This window comes from Massilia sp. BKSP1R2A-1, from assembly GCF_050586525.1.
Classification (GTDB): domain Bacteria; phylum Pseudomonadota; class Gammaproteobacteria; order Burkholderiales; family Burkholderiaceae_D; genus Telluria.
In genome coordinates this window covers 19,230-33,707 of sequence record NZ_JBOBRE010000003.1, presented here as the reverse complement: position 1 = coordinate 33,707, position 14,478 = coordinate 19,230, and the positions used below count along the sequence as shown (strand labels likewise).

The 14,478-nt window shown below is 64.5% G+C and carries 14 protein-coding genes and 5 tRNA genes; all 19 read left to right on the top strand.

The window, feature by feature from the left end:
* Positions 1 to 8: 8 nt before the first annotated feature.
* The 19 genes from ACQ7JA_RS05705 to ACQ7JA_RS05615 all read left to right on the top strand — a co-directional run bounded on the left by ACQ7JA_RS05705 (position 9) and on the right by ACQ7JA_RS05615 (position 14,401).
* Positions 9 to 443 (top strand): RseA family anti-sigma factor, encoded by a 435-nt coding sequence (locus ACQ7JA_RS05705; RefSeq protein ID WP_430895462.1) that lies wholly within the window; start codon positions 9 to 11, stop codon positions 441 to 443.
* 152 nt (positions 444 to 595) lie between these two features.
* Complete coding sequence (locus tag ACQ7JA_RS05700; protein ID WP_430895460.1) at positions 596 to 2,071, top strand: DegQ family serine endoprotease; 1,476 nt, start codon at positions 596 to 598, stop codon at positions 2,069 to 2,071.
* Positions 2,068 to 2,340, top strand: a complete 273-nt coding sequence (locus ACQ7JA_RS05695) for a glutaredoxin family protein (RefSeq protein ID WP_430895458.1) — start codon at positions 2,068 to 2,070, stop codon at positions 2,338 to 2,340. Before ACQ7JA_RS05700 ends, ACQ7JA_RS05695 begins: the two co-directional genes overlap by 4 nt.
* A 288-nt stretch (positions 2,341 to 2,628) precedes the next feature.
* Entirely contained in the window at positions 2,629 to 4,422 is a 1,794-nt protein-coding gene (gene lepA, locus ACQ7JA_RS05690; RefSeq protein ID WP_430895456.1) for a translation elongation factor 4, read from the top strand.
* Positions 4,422 to 5,336 (top strand): signal peptidase I, encoded by a 915-nt coding sequence (lepB, locus tag ACQ7JA_RS05685; protein ID WP_430895454.1) that lies wholly within the window; start codon positions 4,422 to 4,424, stop codon positions 5,334 to 5,336. Before lepA ends, lepB begins: the two co-directional genes overlap by 1 nt.
* Before the next feature lie 14 nt (positions 5,337 to 5,350).
* On the top strand, positions 5,351 to 5,767 hold the full coding sequence (locus tag ACQ7JA_RS05680) for a DUF4845 domain-containing protein (RefSeq protein WP_430895452.1): 417 nt from the start codon (positions 5,351 to 5,353) through the stop codon (positions 5,765 to 5,767).
* A 66-nt stretch (positions 5,768 to 5,833) separates the two neighbouring features.
* Positions 5,834 to 6,601 carry a ribonuclease III gene (gene rnc, locus ACQ7JA_RS05675; RefSeq protein WP_430895450.1) on the top strand — a complete coding sequence of 256 codons (768 nt, stop codon included), beginning with the start codon at positions 5,834 to 5,836 and terminating at the stop codon, positions 6,599 to 6,601.
* Entirely contained in the window at positions 6,598 to 7,494 is an 897-nt protein-coding gene (gene era, locus ACQ7JA_RS05670; protein WP_430895448.1) for a GTPase Era, read from the top strand. Before rnc ends, era begins: the two co-directional genes overlap by 4 nt.
* 25 nt (positions 7,495 to 7,519) lie before the next feature.
* Complete coding sequence (recO, locus tag ACQ7JA_RS05665) at positions 7,520 to 8,323, top strand: DNA repair protein RecO (RefSeq protein ID WP_430895446.1); 804 nt, start codon at positions 7,520 to 7,522, stop codon at positions 8,321 to 8,323.
* A 10-nt stretch (positions 8,324 to 8,333) separates the two neighbouring features.
* Positions 8,334 to 9,107, top strand: a complete 774-nt coding sequence (locus tag ACQ7JA_RS05660; protein ID WP_430895444.1) for a pyridoxine 5'-phosphate synthase — start codon at positions 8,334 to 8,336, stop codon at positions 9,105 to 9,107.
* A gap of 1 nt (position 9,108) precedes the next feature.
* Positions 9,109 to 9,510: a holo-ACP synthase gene (gene acpS, locus ACQ7JA_RS05655; RefSeq protein ID WP_430895442.1), complete on the top strand. Its 402-nt coding sequence runs from the start codon at positions 9,109 to 9,111 to the stop codon at positions 9,508 to 9,510.
* Between the two features lie 183 nt (positions 9,511 to 9,693).
* Positions 9,694 to 11,598 carry an excinuclease ABC subunit UvrC gene (uvrC, locus tag ACQ7JA_RS05650; RefSeq protein WP_430896102.1) on the top strand — a complete coding sequence of 635 codons (1,905 nt, stop codon included), beginning with the start codon at positions 9,694 to 9,696 and terminating at the stop codon, positions 11,596 to 11,598.
* A gap of 298 nt (positions 11,599 to 11,896) precedes the next feature.
* Positions 11,897 to 12,475 carry a CDP-diacylglycerol--glycerol-3-phosphate 3-phosphatidyltransferase gene (gene pgsA, locus ACQ7JA_RS05645; RefSeq protein ID WP_430895440.1) on the top strand — a complete coding sequence of 193 codons (579 nt, stop codon included), beginning with the start codon at positions 11,897 to 11,899 and terminating at the stop codon, positions 12,473 to 12,475.
* Positions 12,476 to 12,582: 107 nt separating this feature from the next.
* Positions 12,583 to 12,658, top strand: a tRNA-Gly gene (locus tag ACQ7JA_RS05640).
* Between the two features lie 81 nt (positions 12,659 to 12,739).
* Positions 12,740 to 12,815 (top strand) — tRNA-Gly (locus tag ACQ7JA_RS05635).
* Positions 12,816 to 12,869: 54 nt separating this feature from the next.
* Positions 12,870 to 12,945, top strand: a tRNA-Gly gene (locus tag ACQ7JA_RS05630).
* A gap of 29 nt (positions 12,946 to 12,974) precedes the next feature.
* Positions 12,975 to 13,050 (top strand) — tRNA-Gly (locus ACQ7JA_RS05625).
* Positions 13,051 to 13,126: 76 nt separating this feature from the next.
* Positions 13,127 to 13,200 (top strand) — tRNA-Cys (locus ACQ7JA_RS05620).
* Positions 13,201 to 13,444: 244 nt separating this feature from the next.
* Positions 13,445 to 14,401 carry a mechanosensitive ion channel family protein gene (locus ACQ7JA_RS05615; RefSeq protein ID WP_430895438.1) on the top strand — a complete coding sequence of 319 codons (957 nt, stop codon included), beginning with the start codon at positions 13,445 to 13,447 and terminating at the stop codon, positions 14,399 to 14,401.
* The last annotated feature ends 77 nt before the right edge of the window (positions 14,402 to 14,478 follow it).

Genomic DNA, 14,478 nt, shown 5'->3' with positions numbered 1-14,478 from the left:
ACGGCTAATTGACTACACCGACGATGGCGACGGGCAAGAAGATGGACACGAACAAGAAAATGCGCGACTACCTATCCGCCTTTGCGGACGGCGAGCTGCCGGACGCCGACCTCGAACTGGCCCTGGCGGCCCTGCGCGAGGCCGACGGGTGGGAAGCCTGGCGGCTCTACCACGAGATCGGCGACGCCCTGCGCGCCGAGCCGGCTCCCCCCGGCCTCTCGCCCGATTTCGCCGAGCGCCTGGCGGCGCGGCTGTCGGCCGAGCCCACGCCCCTGCGGCGCGGGGCGGGCAGGGCGCCGCTTCCCACCGAGGCGCTGGCCAAGATCGCACCCGGGGTGGTGGGGGCGGATCCGGTCAATGGCGCCGCCGAGGAGGCCCAGTCCGTGACCACGCTGGCGCCGCTGGACGGGCCGGCCAAGGAGTCGCGGAAACGATTGACCTAGTTCCCTGCGCAAGTATCCATAGGGCTATTTCCATTCCTTCTGGCCAAAGCAGTCCCCCACCCGGTGGGGGCACGGGACAGGGTCCGGGCGCGCGACAAAGTGGCGATTTTGGCTTACCATAAAGTCAATCTCAGCCTTGATATCGCCAACTCATGTCCCGATCATTTGCCCGTCTGTTCCTCTCGGCCGCGCTGCTGTCCGGCCTGTCGTTCACCGTCCAAGCCGCCGATGCCGCCGCCGCTGCCGCGCAACCGGTGCCCGCGACCCCGCCGCTCGTCACCGGCCTGCCCGACTTCTCGAACCTGATCGACAAGGTCGGCCCGGCCGTCGTCAACATCCGCACCACCGAGCGCGTCACCCGCGGGCAAGGCGCGCCGGGCGAGGAAGAGATGCAGGAATTCCTGCGCCGCTTCTTCGGCGGCCAGATGCCGACACCGCGCGGACGCCGGGCGCCCCCAGGCCAGGACGGGCAGGAAGAGCAGGTGGCGCGCGGCGTCGGTTCCGGCTTCATCATCTCGCAGGACGGCTTCGTGCTGACCAATGCCCACGTGGTGGAAGGCGCCGACGAGGTCACCGTGACCCTCACCGACCGCCGCGAATTCAAGGCCAAGGTGCTGGGCGCCGACCGCCGCTCCGACGTCGCCCTGCTCAAGCTCGCCGCCAATAATCTGCCTTACCTGCGCACCGGCGACTCGAGCAAGATCCGCGTCGGCGAATGGGTCGTCGCCATCGGCTCGCCCTTCAATCTCGACAACACCGTCACCGCCGGCATCATCTCGGCCAAGTCGCGCGATACCGGCGAGTACCTGCCGCTGATCCAGTCCGACGTGGCCGTCAACCCCGGCAACTCGGGCGGCCCGCTCATCAATATGCGCGGCGAGGTCATCGGCATCAATTCGCAGATCGCCACGCTGTCCGGCGCCTACAACGGCATCTCCTTCGCCGTACCGATCGACGAGGTGATGCGCGTCGCCGACCAGCTCAAGACCACCGGCAAGGTCACCCGCGGCCGCCTGGGTGTGCAGATCAGCGAAGTCACCAAGGATGTCGCCGAATCGCTCGGCCTCGGCAAGGCGCGCGGCGCCGAGGTGTCGATGGTCGAGGCCGGCGGGCCGGCGGAGAAGGGCGGCATCAAGGTCGGCGACATCATCCTGAAATTCAATGGCCAGCCGATCGAAACCACCCGCGACCTGCCGCGCCTGGTGGGCGCCACCAAGGTCGGCAGCCGCGCCACCGTCACCGTCTGGCGCCGCGGCGCCCAGCTCGACGTACCGGTCACCATCGTCGAACTGCAGGAAGAGCGCAGCCCGACCGCCCGTCCGACGCCGAAGAAGCCAAGCCCCGGCGCCGCCCCGAACGCGCTCGGTCTGGTCGTCACCGACATCAGCCCGGCCCAGCGCGGCGAGCTGGGCGTGGACGGCGGCGTGCTGGTCGAGAACGCCGACGGCAGCGCCGCGACGGCCGGCATCCGCCCGGGCGACGTGATCTCCCAGGTCGGCAATACGGCGGTGGCGAACGCGGCCCAGTTCAACGGCCTGGTCGCCAAGCTCGATCCGAAAAAGCCGGTGGCCCTGCTGGTGCGGCGCGAGAACGTGTCGCAGTACGTTGTCGTGAAGCCGCGCCAATGACGCGCGTGGTTCCCTTCACGCTGTACTCGCGCGGCTACTGCCACCTCTGCGAAGACATGCTGCAGGCCTTGCTGGCCCTGCAGCAGCCGGGTGAGCGCTTCGCCGTGCAGGTCGTCGACGTCGACGCCGACCCGGCCCTCGTCGCCCGCTTCGACGAGCTGGTGCCGGTCCTGTACGGCGACCCGGAGGGCGCGGAACTGTGTCATTACTTCCTCGACCCGGCCGCTGCGCGCGGCTGGGCCGACGCCCGCACCGCCGCCGCGGCTTGAATCCGCGCCTCCAGCGCCGCATATTCTCCTTGCCGGCACGCATAAACGGCGCTTTCTGCCCCTCTCCACGGTCAAAACCGGGCTTTCCCGCCCGGAATCCGGTAAAATGCCGGGTCGGAAAAGCCGCGTATTGATCTTCGGGCTGTTTCCAGCACTATCGAGGCGCTTCGGCCGGGGCCGGCATGCCCCCACGGAGCGCTTTTTTGCATTGTCCGGTTCGCATCAGTCGAGCATATTCGTCGTACTGTCGCCGCGCCGCCCGCGGCCCTTTTGGTTTTGAGCTTGTTAATGAACAACATACGTAACTTTTCCATCATCGCCCACATCGACCACGGCAAATCGACCCTGGCCGACCGCATCATCCAGCTGTGCGGCGGGCTGTCGGAACGCGAAATGGATGCGCAGGTGCTCGACTCGATGGACCTGGAGCGCGAGCGCGGCATCACCATCAAGGCCCAGACCGCGGCGCTGCAGTACAAGGCGCGCGATGGCCAGACCTATAACCTGAACCTGATCGACACCCCGGGCCACGTCGACTTCTCCTATGAAGTCTCGCGCTCGCTGTCGGCCTGCGAAGGCGCGCTGCTGGTGGTCGACGCCTCCCAGGGCGTGGAAGCGCAAACCGTCGCCAACTGCTATACCGCCCTCGACCTGGGCGTGGAAGTGGTGCCGATCCTGAACAAGATCGACCTGCCGCACGCCGACCCGGACAACGCCAAGAAGGAAATCGAGGACGTGATCGGCATCGACGCGTCCGACGCCACCACCTGCTCGGCCAAGACCGGCCTGGGCGTGGAAGACGTGCTGGAAACCCTGATCGCGAAGGTCCCGCCGCCCAAGGGCGACAAGGACGCGCCGCTGCAGGCCCTGATCGTCGACTCCTGGTACGACCCCTATGTCGGCGTCGTGATGCTGGTGCGCGTGGTCAATGGCACCCTGCGCCCGAAAGAAAAGATCCTCCTGATGGCGACCGGTTCCGTGAACCTGGTCGAGAGCGTGGGCGTGTTCACGCCGCGTTCGGTCTCGCTGCCGGAACTGTCGGCAGGGCAGGTGGGCTTCATCATCGCCGGCATCAAGGAACTGACCGCTGCGAAAGTGGGCGATACCGTCACCCTGGCCAGCAAGCCGGCGCCGGAACCCCTGCCGGGCTTCAAGGAAGTCCAGCCCCAGGTCTTCGCCGGCCTGTTCCCGGTCGAAGCCAACCAGTACGACGCGCTGCGCGACTCGCTGGAAAAGCTGAAGCTGAACGACGCCGCCCTGATGTACGAGCCGGAAGTGTCGCAGGCGCTGGGCTTCGGCTTCCGCTGCGGCTTCCTGGGCCTGCTGCACATGGAGATCGTGCAGGAACGTCTCGAGCGCGAGTTCGACATGGACCTGATCACCACCGCGCCGACCGTGGTGTACGAGGTCGAGATGCGCGACGGCAGCATGGTCCGCGTCGACAACCCGTCGAAGATGCCGGAACCGTCCAAGATCAACGAAGTGCGCGAGCCGATCGTCGACGTCAACCTGTACATGCCGCAAGAGTATGTGGGCGCGGTCATGACCCTGTGTAACGGCAAGCGCGGCGTCCAGATGGACATGGCCTACCACGGCCGCCAGGTCAAGCTGCACTACGAGATCCCGATGGCGGAAATCGTGCTGGACTTCTTCGACCGCCTGAAGTCGACCTCGCGCGGCTATGCCTCGATGGACTACGAGTTCAAGGAATACCGCGCCGCCGACGTCGTCAAGGTCGACATGCTGATCAACAGCGAGAAGGTCGATGCGCTGGCGATCATCGTGCACCGCGCCAACGCGCCTTACCGCGGGCGCCAGGTGGCGGCCAAGATGCGCGAACTGATCCCGCGCCAGATGTTCGACGTGGCGATCCAGGCCGCGATCGGCGCCACCATCATCTCGCGCGAGAACGTCAAGGCGCTGCGCAAGAACGTGCTGGCCAAGTGCTATGGCGGCGACATCTCGCGCAAGAAAAAGCTGCTGGAGAAACAGAAGGCCGGTAAGAAGCGCATGAAACAGGTCGGTTCCGTGGAGATTCCGCAGGAAGCCTTCCTCGCCATCCTCCAGGTGGAAGAAAAATAATGAACCTGCAAACCGTTCTGGGCAACTTCGCCCTGATCCTGTTCGTCTTGATGGTCATCACGGGCGTTATCTGGTGCCTGGATGTGTTTGTTCTCGCCAAGCAGCGCCGCCGCGCTGCCGACGCGGCCCTGCGCGAATACGACGCGCGCAACGCCAAGCTGCAGGCCGAAGGCATCAAGGTCGACGCCAGCAAGCGCGCCGAAATCGAGCAGGCCAACCTGCGCCAGCCGGTGTGGATCGAGTATTCGGGCAGCTTCTTCCCGGTGATCGCCCTGGTCTTCGTACTGCGTTCCTTCCTGTGGGAGCCCTTCAAGATCCCATCCTCGTCGATGGTGCCGACCCTGCTGGTGGGCGACTTCATCCTCGTGAACAAGTACGCCTACGGCATCCGCCTGCCGATCGTGAACCAGAAGATCGTCCCGATCGGCGATCCGCAGCGCGGCGACGTGATGGTGTTCAAGTATCCGAAAGACATGAGCCAGGACTACATCAAGCGGGTCATTGGCGTGCCGGGTGATAAGATTACCTACGAAAACAAGCGCCTGACCGTGAACGGCAAGCCGGTAGAATATACCGCGCTGGACGACTACCTGGACGACCAGCATCCGATCTACCACAAGCAATTCATGGAAAACCTGGCCGGCGTGCCGCACCGTATCCTGAATACGGACAACAAACGCACGCTCGACCTCGGTGCTGTCGAGAATTTCCCCAATCGTGAAGCCTGCGAGTACACCTACGATAAATTTACCTGTATCGTACCGGAAGGCAACTATTTCATGATGGGCGATAACCGCGACAACAGTGCCGACAGCCGCTATTGGGGCTTCGTACCGGACAAGAACATTGTTGGCAAGGCGATCGTCGTCTGGATGAACTTCGGCAATCCGAAACGGATTGGCGGCATCCAGTAACAACGGAGAATCTCATGTTCACTTCGCGTCGACAGCAATCCTTTTCGCGCCAGGCCGGCATTTCGCTGACCGGCCTGATCTTTGTCCTGGCCGTGCTCGGCGTCGCCGCCGTGTTCGCCATGAAGCTGGTTCCGACCTATATGGAATACAGCGCGATCAAGGGGGCAATGCAGCGCGCCAAGGAAGCTGGCGGCACGAACCGTGAAATGCAGGTAGCCTTCGACAAGAACGCCGACATGAACAACGTCACCGCCATCCGTGGCGCCGACCTCGTCATCACCCGCGACAACGGCACACCGGAACTCAGCTTCGCCTACGAGAAGCGGGTGCCGCTGATGGGCAATGTCAGCCTGGTGATCGACTACGAAGGCACGACCGATCCGAGCGGCGCGGTGGCGGCCAAGGACGCTCCCGCAGAGGGCGGACAGTAAACCCGCGCCCGGCGCAGCCGGGTGCCATCAAGAGACACGATGAATCTACAGTTATTGCAAACGCGCTTGGCTTACACGTTCCGGGACACGGGCCTGCTCCAGCAAGCCCTGACCCACCGTAGCCATAGCGCGGTGCATAACGAACGCCTGGAATTCCTCGGCGACTCGATCCTGAACTGCGTGGTCGCCTCGATCCTGTACGAACGTTTCACCAACCTGGACGAGGGCGACCTGTCACGCCTGCGCGCCAACCTGGTCAAGCAGCAGTCGCTGTTCGAGATCGCCCAGAAGCTCGAGCTGTCGCAGTTCCTGCGCCTGGGCGAGGGCGAGCTCAAGTCGGGCGGCTTCCGCCGTCCCTCGATCCTGGCCGACACCCTGGAAGCCCTGCTGGGCGCGATCTTCCTGGACACCGGTTTCGATGCCGCGCGCGACGTGATCCGCGCCTTCATCATCCCGCTGCTGGATACCGTCGATCCGGCAACCCTGGGCAAGGATGCCAAGACCCTGCTGCAGGAATTCCTGCAGAGCAAGAAAATCTCGCTGCCGACCTATAATGTGGTGGCGACCCACGGCGCCGCCCACAGCCAGGAATTCGAGGTCGAATGCCTGGTGCCCAAGCTGAACGTGCAGGTCTTCGGCCGTGGCGGCAGCCGCCGCGCCGGCGAGCAGGCCGCCGCCCGGCTGGCGCTCGAGGCCGCCCAGGCGGCCCTGACCAAGGCGCCGTCCAGCCGCAAGAGCAAACCGCGCGCCGCCCAGCTCAAGCTGGGCATCGGCACCATCCAGGGCGACACGCCGTCGGCGCCAACGGAACAACCAGGAAATACACCAGCATGAGCACCACCCCAGAACAATTCCGCTGCGGCTATATCGCCATCGTCGGCCGCCCGAACGTCGGCAAGTCGACCCTGATGAACGTGCTGATCGGCGCCAAGGTGTCGATCACCTCGCGCAAGGCCCAGACCACGCGCCACCGCATCACCGGCATCCAGACCCGTGACGACGCCCAGTACATCTACGTCGACACGCCCGGCTTCCAGACCCGCCATGCGAATGCGCTGAACAAGACGCTGAACAAGACCGTCTCGAATACGCTCACGTCGTCGGACGTGATCCTGTTCCTGGTGGAGGCGGGCACCTTCGGCCCGGCCGACCAGCAGGTGCTCGAGCTGCTGCCGAAGAACGTGCCGGTGGTGCTGGTCATCAATAAATCGGACCGCATGAAGGACAAGGCTGTCCTGATGCCCTTCGCGCAGAAGGTCGCCGCTCTCCATGACTTCGCGGCCATCGTGCCGGTGTCGGCCAAGATGCGTTTCCAGGTCGATGCCCTGGAAGCCGAGATCAAGCGCCACCTGCCGGAAAACCCGCCGATCTTCGGGCCGGACGACATCACCGACCGCAGCGAGAAATTCCTCGCCGCCGAGATCGTGCGCGAAAAAGTGTTCCGCCTGCTGGGCGACGAGCTGCCCTATACGAGCACCGTGCTGGTCGAGCAGTTCCAGCAGGAGGGCAATCTGCGCCGCATCTTCTGCGCCATCCTGGTCGAGCGCGACACCCATAAATCCATGATCATCGGGAACAAGGGCGCGCGCCTGAAAGAGATTTCGACCCAGTCGCGCCTGGACATGGAAAAGCTGTTCGGTGGCCCGGTGTACCTGGAAATCTGGGTCAAGGTAAAATCAGGCTGGGCCGACAACGAAGCCGGCCTGCGCGCCTACGGTTACGAATAATCCACCGGAGGCCGTTCTAGAGCGCATGCCCAGCACAGACGACCTCATCGATACGCCGGAACCCCAGTTGGATAAACAGGTTCCGGCGACTGCCAAGCGCAGCCGCCCACCCGTACGCGACACCCGCGTGACGGGCCAGCCCGGCTTCGTGCTGCACAGCTACCCCTACAAGGAAACCAGCCTCATCGTGGACATGTTCACGCGCGACTTCGGCCGCGTGGGCGTGGTCGCGAAGGGCGCCAAGCGGCCCTTGTCCAAGCTGCGCGGGGTGCTGCAGACCTTCCAGCCGCTCTCGCTCTCCTTCAGCGGCAAGTCGGAACTGCGCACCCTGATCGATGCCGAATGGGTCGGCGGCATGCTGCCGCTGGAACGGACGGCGCTGCTGTGCGGCTTCTACCTGAATGAGCTGCTGGTGAAGCTGCTGGCGCGCGACGACAAGCATCCGGCCCTGTTCGACCACTATGTCTCGACACTGAACCAGCTGGCCCATGGCGAGCCTGCTCCCATCGTCTTGCGAAAGTTCGAACGGGCCCTACTTAAGGAAACGGGCGTCGCCGCCGACCTGGGGCGCTGCACGACCACGCGCGGGCCCGTGGACCCGGCATGCGACTACGTGGTCGACCCCGAGAAAGGCGCGCGCGAGGCGCTGCCCGCCGACGTCTGGCCGGTCGTCAGCGGCAAGACCCTGCTCGACATGGAAGGCGAGGACTACAGCGACCCGGCCACCCAGGCGCAGAGCAAGCAGCTGATGCGCTTCCTGCTGGCCCACCACCTGAACGGCGCGCCGCTGAACACGCGCCAGATTTTGATCGACCTCAGCCAGTTATAACAAGGTACCCATGAGCTTCCTGCAACCCGCCGGCCCGGTCATCGACCTGGGCGTCAACATCGACCACATCGCCACCGTGCGCAATGCCCGCGGCACCAGCTATCCGGACCCGATCCGCGCCGCGCTGCTGGCCGAGCAGGCCGGCGCCGACCTGATCACCCTGCACCTGCGCGAGGACCGCCGCCACATCAAGGACGCGGACGTGCTGGCCCTGCGCCCGCAGCTGGCCACCCGCATGAACCTGGAAGCGGCCGTCACGACCGAGATGATCGACTTCGCCTGCCGCGTGAAGCCCCAGGACGTGTGCCTGGTGCCCGAGCGCCGCGAAGAGGTGACCACCGAGGGCGGCCTGGACGTGATCCGCTACTACAAGGAAGTGGAAGCGGCCGTCAAACAGCTGAAGGAAGAGGGCATCCGCGTCTCGCTCTTCATCGATGCGGACGAGGCCCAGATCGAGGCCGCGAAGAACGTGGGCGCGACGGTCATCGAGCTGCACACGGGCCGCTACGCGGAAGCGGAAGGCGAAGAGGCCCTGCGCGAGATCGAGCGCATCAAGGTCGGCGTGCATGCGGGCGCCTCGCGCGGCCTGCGCGTGAACGCCGGCCACGGCCTGCACTACACGAACGTCCAGCCGATCGCGACCATCCCCGACATCCACGAGCTGAACATCGGTCACGCCATCGTCGCCCACGCCCTGTTCGCGGGCTGGGAAAACGCGGTGCGCGAGATGAAGGCCATCATGGTCGCCGCGCGCCTGGGCGTTTCGTATGGATCGGGGAAGTGAGATGATCTACGGGATCGGCACCGACATCGTCCAGATCTCGCGTGTCGAGGCAGCGCTCGCGCGCAGTGGGCCGCGCTTCGCCGAGAAGATCCTCGGCCCCGAGGAACTGGCGAAATACCACGCACGCAGCGCGAAACACGCGGTGCGCGGACTGCGCTTCCTGGCCACGCGCTTCTCGGCCAAGGAAGCATTCTCGAAGGCGATCGGGCTGGGCATGCGCATGCCCATGACCTGGCGTTCGGCCCAGATGCTCAACGCGCCCGGCGGCAAGCCGGTCATCGTGTGCAGCGGGGCTTTGGAAGAATTCATGCGCGCGAATGGATTGAGCGCGCAGGTATCGATCAGCGACGAAGCGGATTATGCGGTGGCCTTCGTGATCGTCACCAGGGACATGGCCGCATAAGGTAGAAGTGAGCAGGAAGTGAGCAAGGAAGAGCAGGGTCCCGCAGGGGGCGAGGGGGCGGTCGCCCATGTGGCGAGTGGCGGGGCGGCGATGCCTGTGCCGGCGCGTATCGGCGCCGCCAGACCCGGGATCAGGAAGCAGGAATCAAGCGCGCCGCGCGTGCGGCCGGACAGTTGGCAGGCGATGAAAGAAGAATTGAAAGCGACATTGAAGGGCGACGCCGCGCAACCCGTGCAGCCGAGCGAATCGGCGCGCGAGCAGGTGCTGGCGACGGTGGCGAAGCTGCCCGGGCTGCCCGGCGTCTACCGCTATTTCGACGCCAACCAGAACGTGCTCTACGTGGGCAAGGCGCGCAATCTCAAGAACCGCGTCTCGAGCTACTTCCAGAAGAACCTCTCGAGCCCGCGCATCGCGATGATGGTCTCGCAGATCGCGCACCTGGAAACCACGGTGACGAGCAGCGAGGCGGAGGCGCTGATCCTGGAAAACAACCTGATCAAGTCGCTCAAGCCGCGCTACAACATCCTGTTCCGCGACGATAAGTCCTATCCCTATATCCGGATCACGGGCGGCGAAGCGCCGCGCCTGGGCTACTACCGCGGCGCGCTGGACAAGAAAAACCAGTACTTCGGTCCTTTCCCTTCCGCCTGGGCGGCCAAGGAATCGATCCAGCTGCTGCAGCGGGTCTTCCTGCTGCGTACCTGCGAGGACAGCGTGTACAGCAACCGCACGCGTCCCTGTCTGCTGCACCAGATCGGCCGCTGCAGCGCTCCTTGTGTCGACCTGATCACGCCGGAAGACTACGCGCGCGACGTCGACAATGCGGCGCGCTTCCTGCGCGGGCGCCAGACCGAGGTGCTGGCGGACCTCGAGGAGAAGATGCAGGCCTACGCGATGGAGCTCAAGTTCGAGCAGGCCGCCAGCATCCGCAACCAGATCCAGGCGCTCTCGAAAGTGCTGCACGCGCAGAGCATGGAGACGGTGGGCGACGCCGACGTCGACGTGATCGCCGTGGTGGTGCAGGGCGGCCGCGCCTGCGTGAACCTGGCCATGGTGCGCGGCGGGCGTCACCTGGGCGACCGCGCTTACTTCCCGACCCACGTGGGCGACGCATTGGGCGGACCCTTGGGCGACTGCCCGATCGAGACCGAGGTGCTGTGCGCCTTCCTGGCCCAGCACTACGCGGGCCAGTTCATCCCGGGCACCCTGATCCTGAACATCGAGTTCGACCAGCCGGAGCTGATCGTGGCCCTGAGCGAGCAGTGCGGCCACCGCATCAACCTGATCTTCCAGCCGCAAGGCCAGCGCCGCCAGTGGCTGGAGATGGCCTGCAAGGGCGCCGAGATCGCGCTGGCGCGCCTGCTGTCGGAGCAGGGTTCGCAGCAGGCGCGCACCCGCGCGCTGGCGGACGTGCTGCAGCTGGACCAGGACACGCTCGACGAGCTGCGCATCGAATGCTTCGACATCAGCCACACGGCGGGCGAAGCGACGCAGGCCTCCTGCGTGGTCTTCCACCACCACCAGATGCAGAACGGCGAATACCGCCGCTTCAACATCAACGGCATCACGCCGGGCGACGACTACGCCGCCATGCGCCAGGTGCTGCAGCGCCGCTACGAGAAGGTGGCCAACGGCGAGGGCGTGATGCCGGACATCGTGCTGGTCGACGGCGGCAAGGGCCAGGTCGAGATGGCGCGCCAGGTGTTCGAGGAGCTGGGCTTGAGTATCTCGATGATCGTCGGCGTGGCGAAAGGGGAGGGCCGCCGCGTGGGCCTGGAGACCCTGATCTTCGCCGACGGCCGCGCGCCGCAGGAACTGGGCAAGGAATCGGCTGCCCTGATGCTGGTCGCGATGATCCGCGACGAGGCCCACCGCTTTGCCATCACCGGCATGCGCGCCAAGCGCGCCAAGGCCCGGCAGGCTTCGCGCCTGGAGGAGATCGAAGGCATCGGCGCCAAGCGCCGCCAGCGCCTGCTGGCGCGTTTCGGCGGGCTGCGCGGCGTGATCGACGCCAGCGTGGAAGACCTGATGTCGGTGGAGGGGATTTCGAGTACGCTGGCGGAAGAGATTTACCGGCAGCTGCACTGATTCCAGGCCGCGGCCCATGGGCGCATGCCAGTCACTCGTGAGTTGCTGAGTTTGCAGGGTGGGCCTGGGCGGCCCCGCGGTCCTCCGCCCACGCGTTCAACTTACGGATGCAAGCCGCGACGCCTCTGCCATTTGAACGCGTGGGCATAGGATTGCCCACCCTACGACTGATTTCAGACCGGGGCTTCGACCCCGGTTTTCTTTTGGGCGTCACATACAGACGAGTCACCTAGTCCGTTTTGCAATACCCATGTAGACTAACGCCCACACTTTCATTCCCGCAATCAGTGCTCTTTCCATGCCTTTCAACATCCCGATTCTCCTGACCTGGTTACGCGTCGCGCTGATTCCCCTCGTTGTCGGTGTCTTCTACCTCCCCGCCCACTGGCTCCCGCTGGCCGACCGCAACCTGGCGGCCACCCTGGTGTTCGTGATCGCCGCGATTACCGACTGGTTCGACGGCTTCCTGGCCCGCCGCTGGAACCAGACCTCGGCCTTCGGCGCCTTCCTCGATCCGGTGGCGGACAAGCTGATGGTGGCCGGCGCGCTGCTGGTGCTGGTGCAGCTGGACCGCGTGAACGCCATCATCGCCTTCATCATCATCGGCCGCGAGATCACCATCTCGGCGCTGCGCGAATGGATGGCGCAGATCGGCGCCACCAAATCGGTGGCCGTCAGCTCGCTCGGCAAGATCAAGACCGCGGCCCAGATGACGGCGATCCCGATGCTCCTTTTCCACGATGTCATCTTCGGCATCGACACCCACTACTGGGGCGAGTACTTCCTGTGGCTCGCGGGTGTGCTGACCGTGTGGTCGATGTTCTACTACCTGCGCAAGGCCTGGCCGCTGATCAAGGAGAAAGCCGGTTCGCTTTAACGGTTTTTTGCGAAACAAGAAATGTTCGGTGTCATCCTTGACGTACGGAATAGAATCTCTATAATGCCTGCCTGTTGCGACGACATCGTTGCAGAATGAAAGACGAAGCGGGAGTAGCTCAGTTGGTAGAGCGCAACCTTGCCAAGGTTGAGGTCGAGAGTTCGAGACTCTTCTCCCGCTCCAAAATTTCAAGATGACCAGTGCTCTGCACGATAGGCAATCTTGAAAAAATGTCAAAGTTCTGTAATAATGATTGTCCTGAATGCGGGAGTAGCTCAGTTGGTAGAGCGCAACCTTGCCAAGGTTGAGGTCGAGAGTTCGAGACTCTTCTCCCGCTCCAGTTTGCCTAGCGGTGAATCGGCGCGACAGGCGCAGTAGATAGTAAGACTCCAATGCGGGAGTAGCTCAGTTGGTAGAGCGCAACCTTGCCAAGGTTGAGGTCGAGAGTTCGAGACTCTTCTCCCGCTCCAAAAGGTTTTACGACACGTTGTACTCCAATGCGGGAGTAGCTCAGTTGGTAGAGCGCAACCTTGCCAAGGTTGAGGTCGAGAGTTCGAGACTCTTCTCCCGCTCCAGAATTCTTGAGAAGATCGTTCTTCTCGCTTGATACGGCACATAACCCGCCGGATCAGCTAGCTTAAGATGAAATCTGGCGAGGTAGCAAAGCGGTTATGCAGCGGCCTGCAAAGCCGTCTAGACGGGTTCGACTCCCGTCCTCGCCTCCAGCATATCTCACACCTGATCCCGGGTGCTGACGCAAGACGAAACTGGCCTCCCTCACGGAGGCCATTTTTGTTTCTCCATCCACCGCTGCCGGCGCCAGCCCTCCCAGCCCCCCAGGCATCAATCTCTCCGGACGAAGCGGGTGCGGCGCATCGGTGCTGCCTGATACCATCATTGCACAAATGTGTCCGGCCGCCTGCATGGCTGACCCGGCCTTCACAGGGCTGGGCGGGGAGATCGCAAAGAATGTCGGAAGAAATCGCAATTGCTTATCAACGCATGCATGCCCTCGGCATGAGCGCCATGCGTTTGTTGCCGAACATCGTGGTCGCCCTGCTGGTCCTGATGGTGTTCATCCTGGCGGCGCGCAAGTTGCGCGCCCTGGTCCAGCGCATCAACACCGGCAGGTACCACGAGAACCTGGTCATCGTGCTCGGCCGCCTCAGCCAATGGGTGCTGCTCCTGCTCGGCGCCTTGCTGGCGGTCACGATTGCGTTTCCATCCTTCACGCCGGGAAACCTGATCAGTGCCTTGGGCATCACGGGCATCGCGATCGGGTTCGCCTTCAAGGATATCTTCGAAAATTTCCTGGCGGGGATTCTGATCCTGCTGACCGAACCCTTCCGGATCGGCGACCAGATCGTCTTCGGCGCCTACGAAGGGACGGTCGAGCAGATCGAGACGCGGGCCACCAAGATGCGCACCTACGACGGACGCCTGGTGGTGATCCCGAATGCCGACCTGTACAAGGGCACCTTCATCGTGAACACCGCCTATGCAACCCGCCGCCTCCAGTATGACGTCGTGGTCGGCAACGGCGACGACATCGGAAAGGCCAAGGCCTTGATGCTGGAGGCGCTGCACAGCCTGCCGGACGTGGTGCCGGAACCGGCCCCGGACGTGTTGCTGCTTGCCTATGCCGACGCCGGCGTGGTCCTCAGGATGCGCTGGTGGGTCAAGCCGCCGCGCCGCGCCGATGCCCTTGCCTTGCAGGACCAGGTGCTCGAGAAGGTCAAGGCGCTGCTCACGGAGCATGGCATCGACCTTCCTTATCCCACCCAGCAGATCCTGTTCCACGACCAGACCGAAGCGACGGACGGGGACCGGCGCCGGCAACGCGAAGGCTGGCCGGCGGGACCGGGCGACGTGCCGGCGCCGGCCCGGCAATGCAGGGAGAAGACAGGGACCGGCGACGGGGGCTAAGTCGCCGGCGCCCGCGCCGCGCGTGCTTCCCGGCGTGGAAGACCGCACCCGCGCAAACGCGTGCCCGGGATACGCGG

What these genes read in the sequence shown, in the direction of transcription:
- ACQ7JA_RS05700 (WP_430895460.1), top strand. Translation starts at nt 596, where the DNA reads ATGTCCCGATCATTTGCCCGTCTGTTCCTCTCGGCCGCGCTGCTGTCC.
- ACQ7JA_RS05695 (WP_430895458.1), top strand. Translation starts at nt 2,068, where the DNA reads ATGACGCGCGTGGTTCCCTTCACGCTGTACTCGCGCGGCTACTGCCAC.
- lepA (WP_430895456.1), top strand. Translation starts at nt 2,629, where the DNA reads ATGAACAACATACGTAACTTTTCCATCATCGCCCACATCGACCACGGC.
- lepB (WP_430895454.1), top strand. Translation starts at nt 4,422, where the DNA reads ATGAACCTGCAAACCGTTCTGGGCAACTTCGCCCTGATCCTGTTCGTC.
- ACQ7JA_RS05680 (WP_430895452.1), top strand. Translation starts at nt 5,351, where the DNA reads ATGTTCACTTCGCGTCGACAGCAATCCTTTTCGCGCCAGGCCGGCATT.
- era (WP_430895448.1), top strand. Translation starts at nt 6,598, where the DNA reads ATGAGCACCACCCCAGAACAATTCCGCTGCGGCTATATCGCCATCGTC.
- recO (WP_430895446.1), top strand. Translation starts at nt 7,520, where the DNA reads ATGCCCAGCACAGACGACCTCATCGATACGCCGGAACCCCAGTTGGAT.
- ACQ7JA_RS05660 (WP_430895444.1), top strand. Translation starts at nt 8,334, where the DNA reads ATGAGCTTCCTGCAACCCGCCGGCCCGGTCATCGACCTGGGCGTCAAC.
- acpS (WP_430895442.1), top strand. Translation starts at nt 9,109, where the DNA reads ATGATCTACGGGATCGGCACCGACATCGTCCAGATCTCGCGTGTCGAG.
- uvrC (WP_430896102.1), top strand. Translation starts at nt 9,694, where the DNA reads ATGAAAGAAGAATTGAAAGCGACATTGAAGGGCGACGCCGCGCAACCC.
- pgsA (WP_430895440.1), top strand. Translation starts at nt 11,897, where the DNA reads ATGCCTTTCAACATCCCGATTCTCCTGACCTGGTTACGCGTCGCGCTG.
- ACQ7JA_RS05615 (WP_430895438.1), top strand. Translation starts at nt 13,445, where the DNA reads ATGTCGGAAGAAATCGCAATTGCTTATCAACGCATGCATGCCCTCGGC.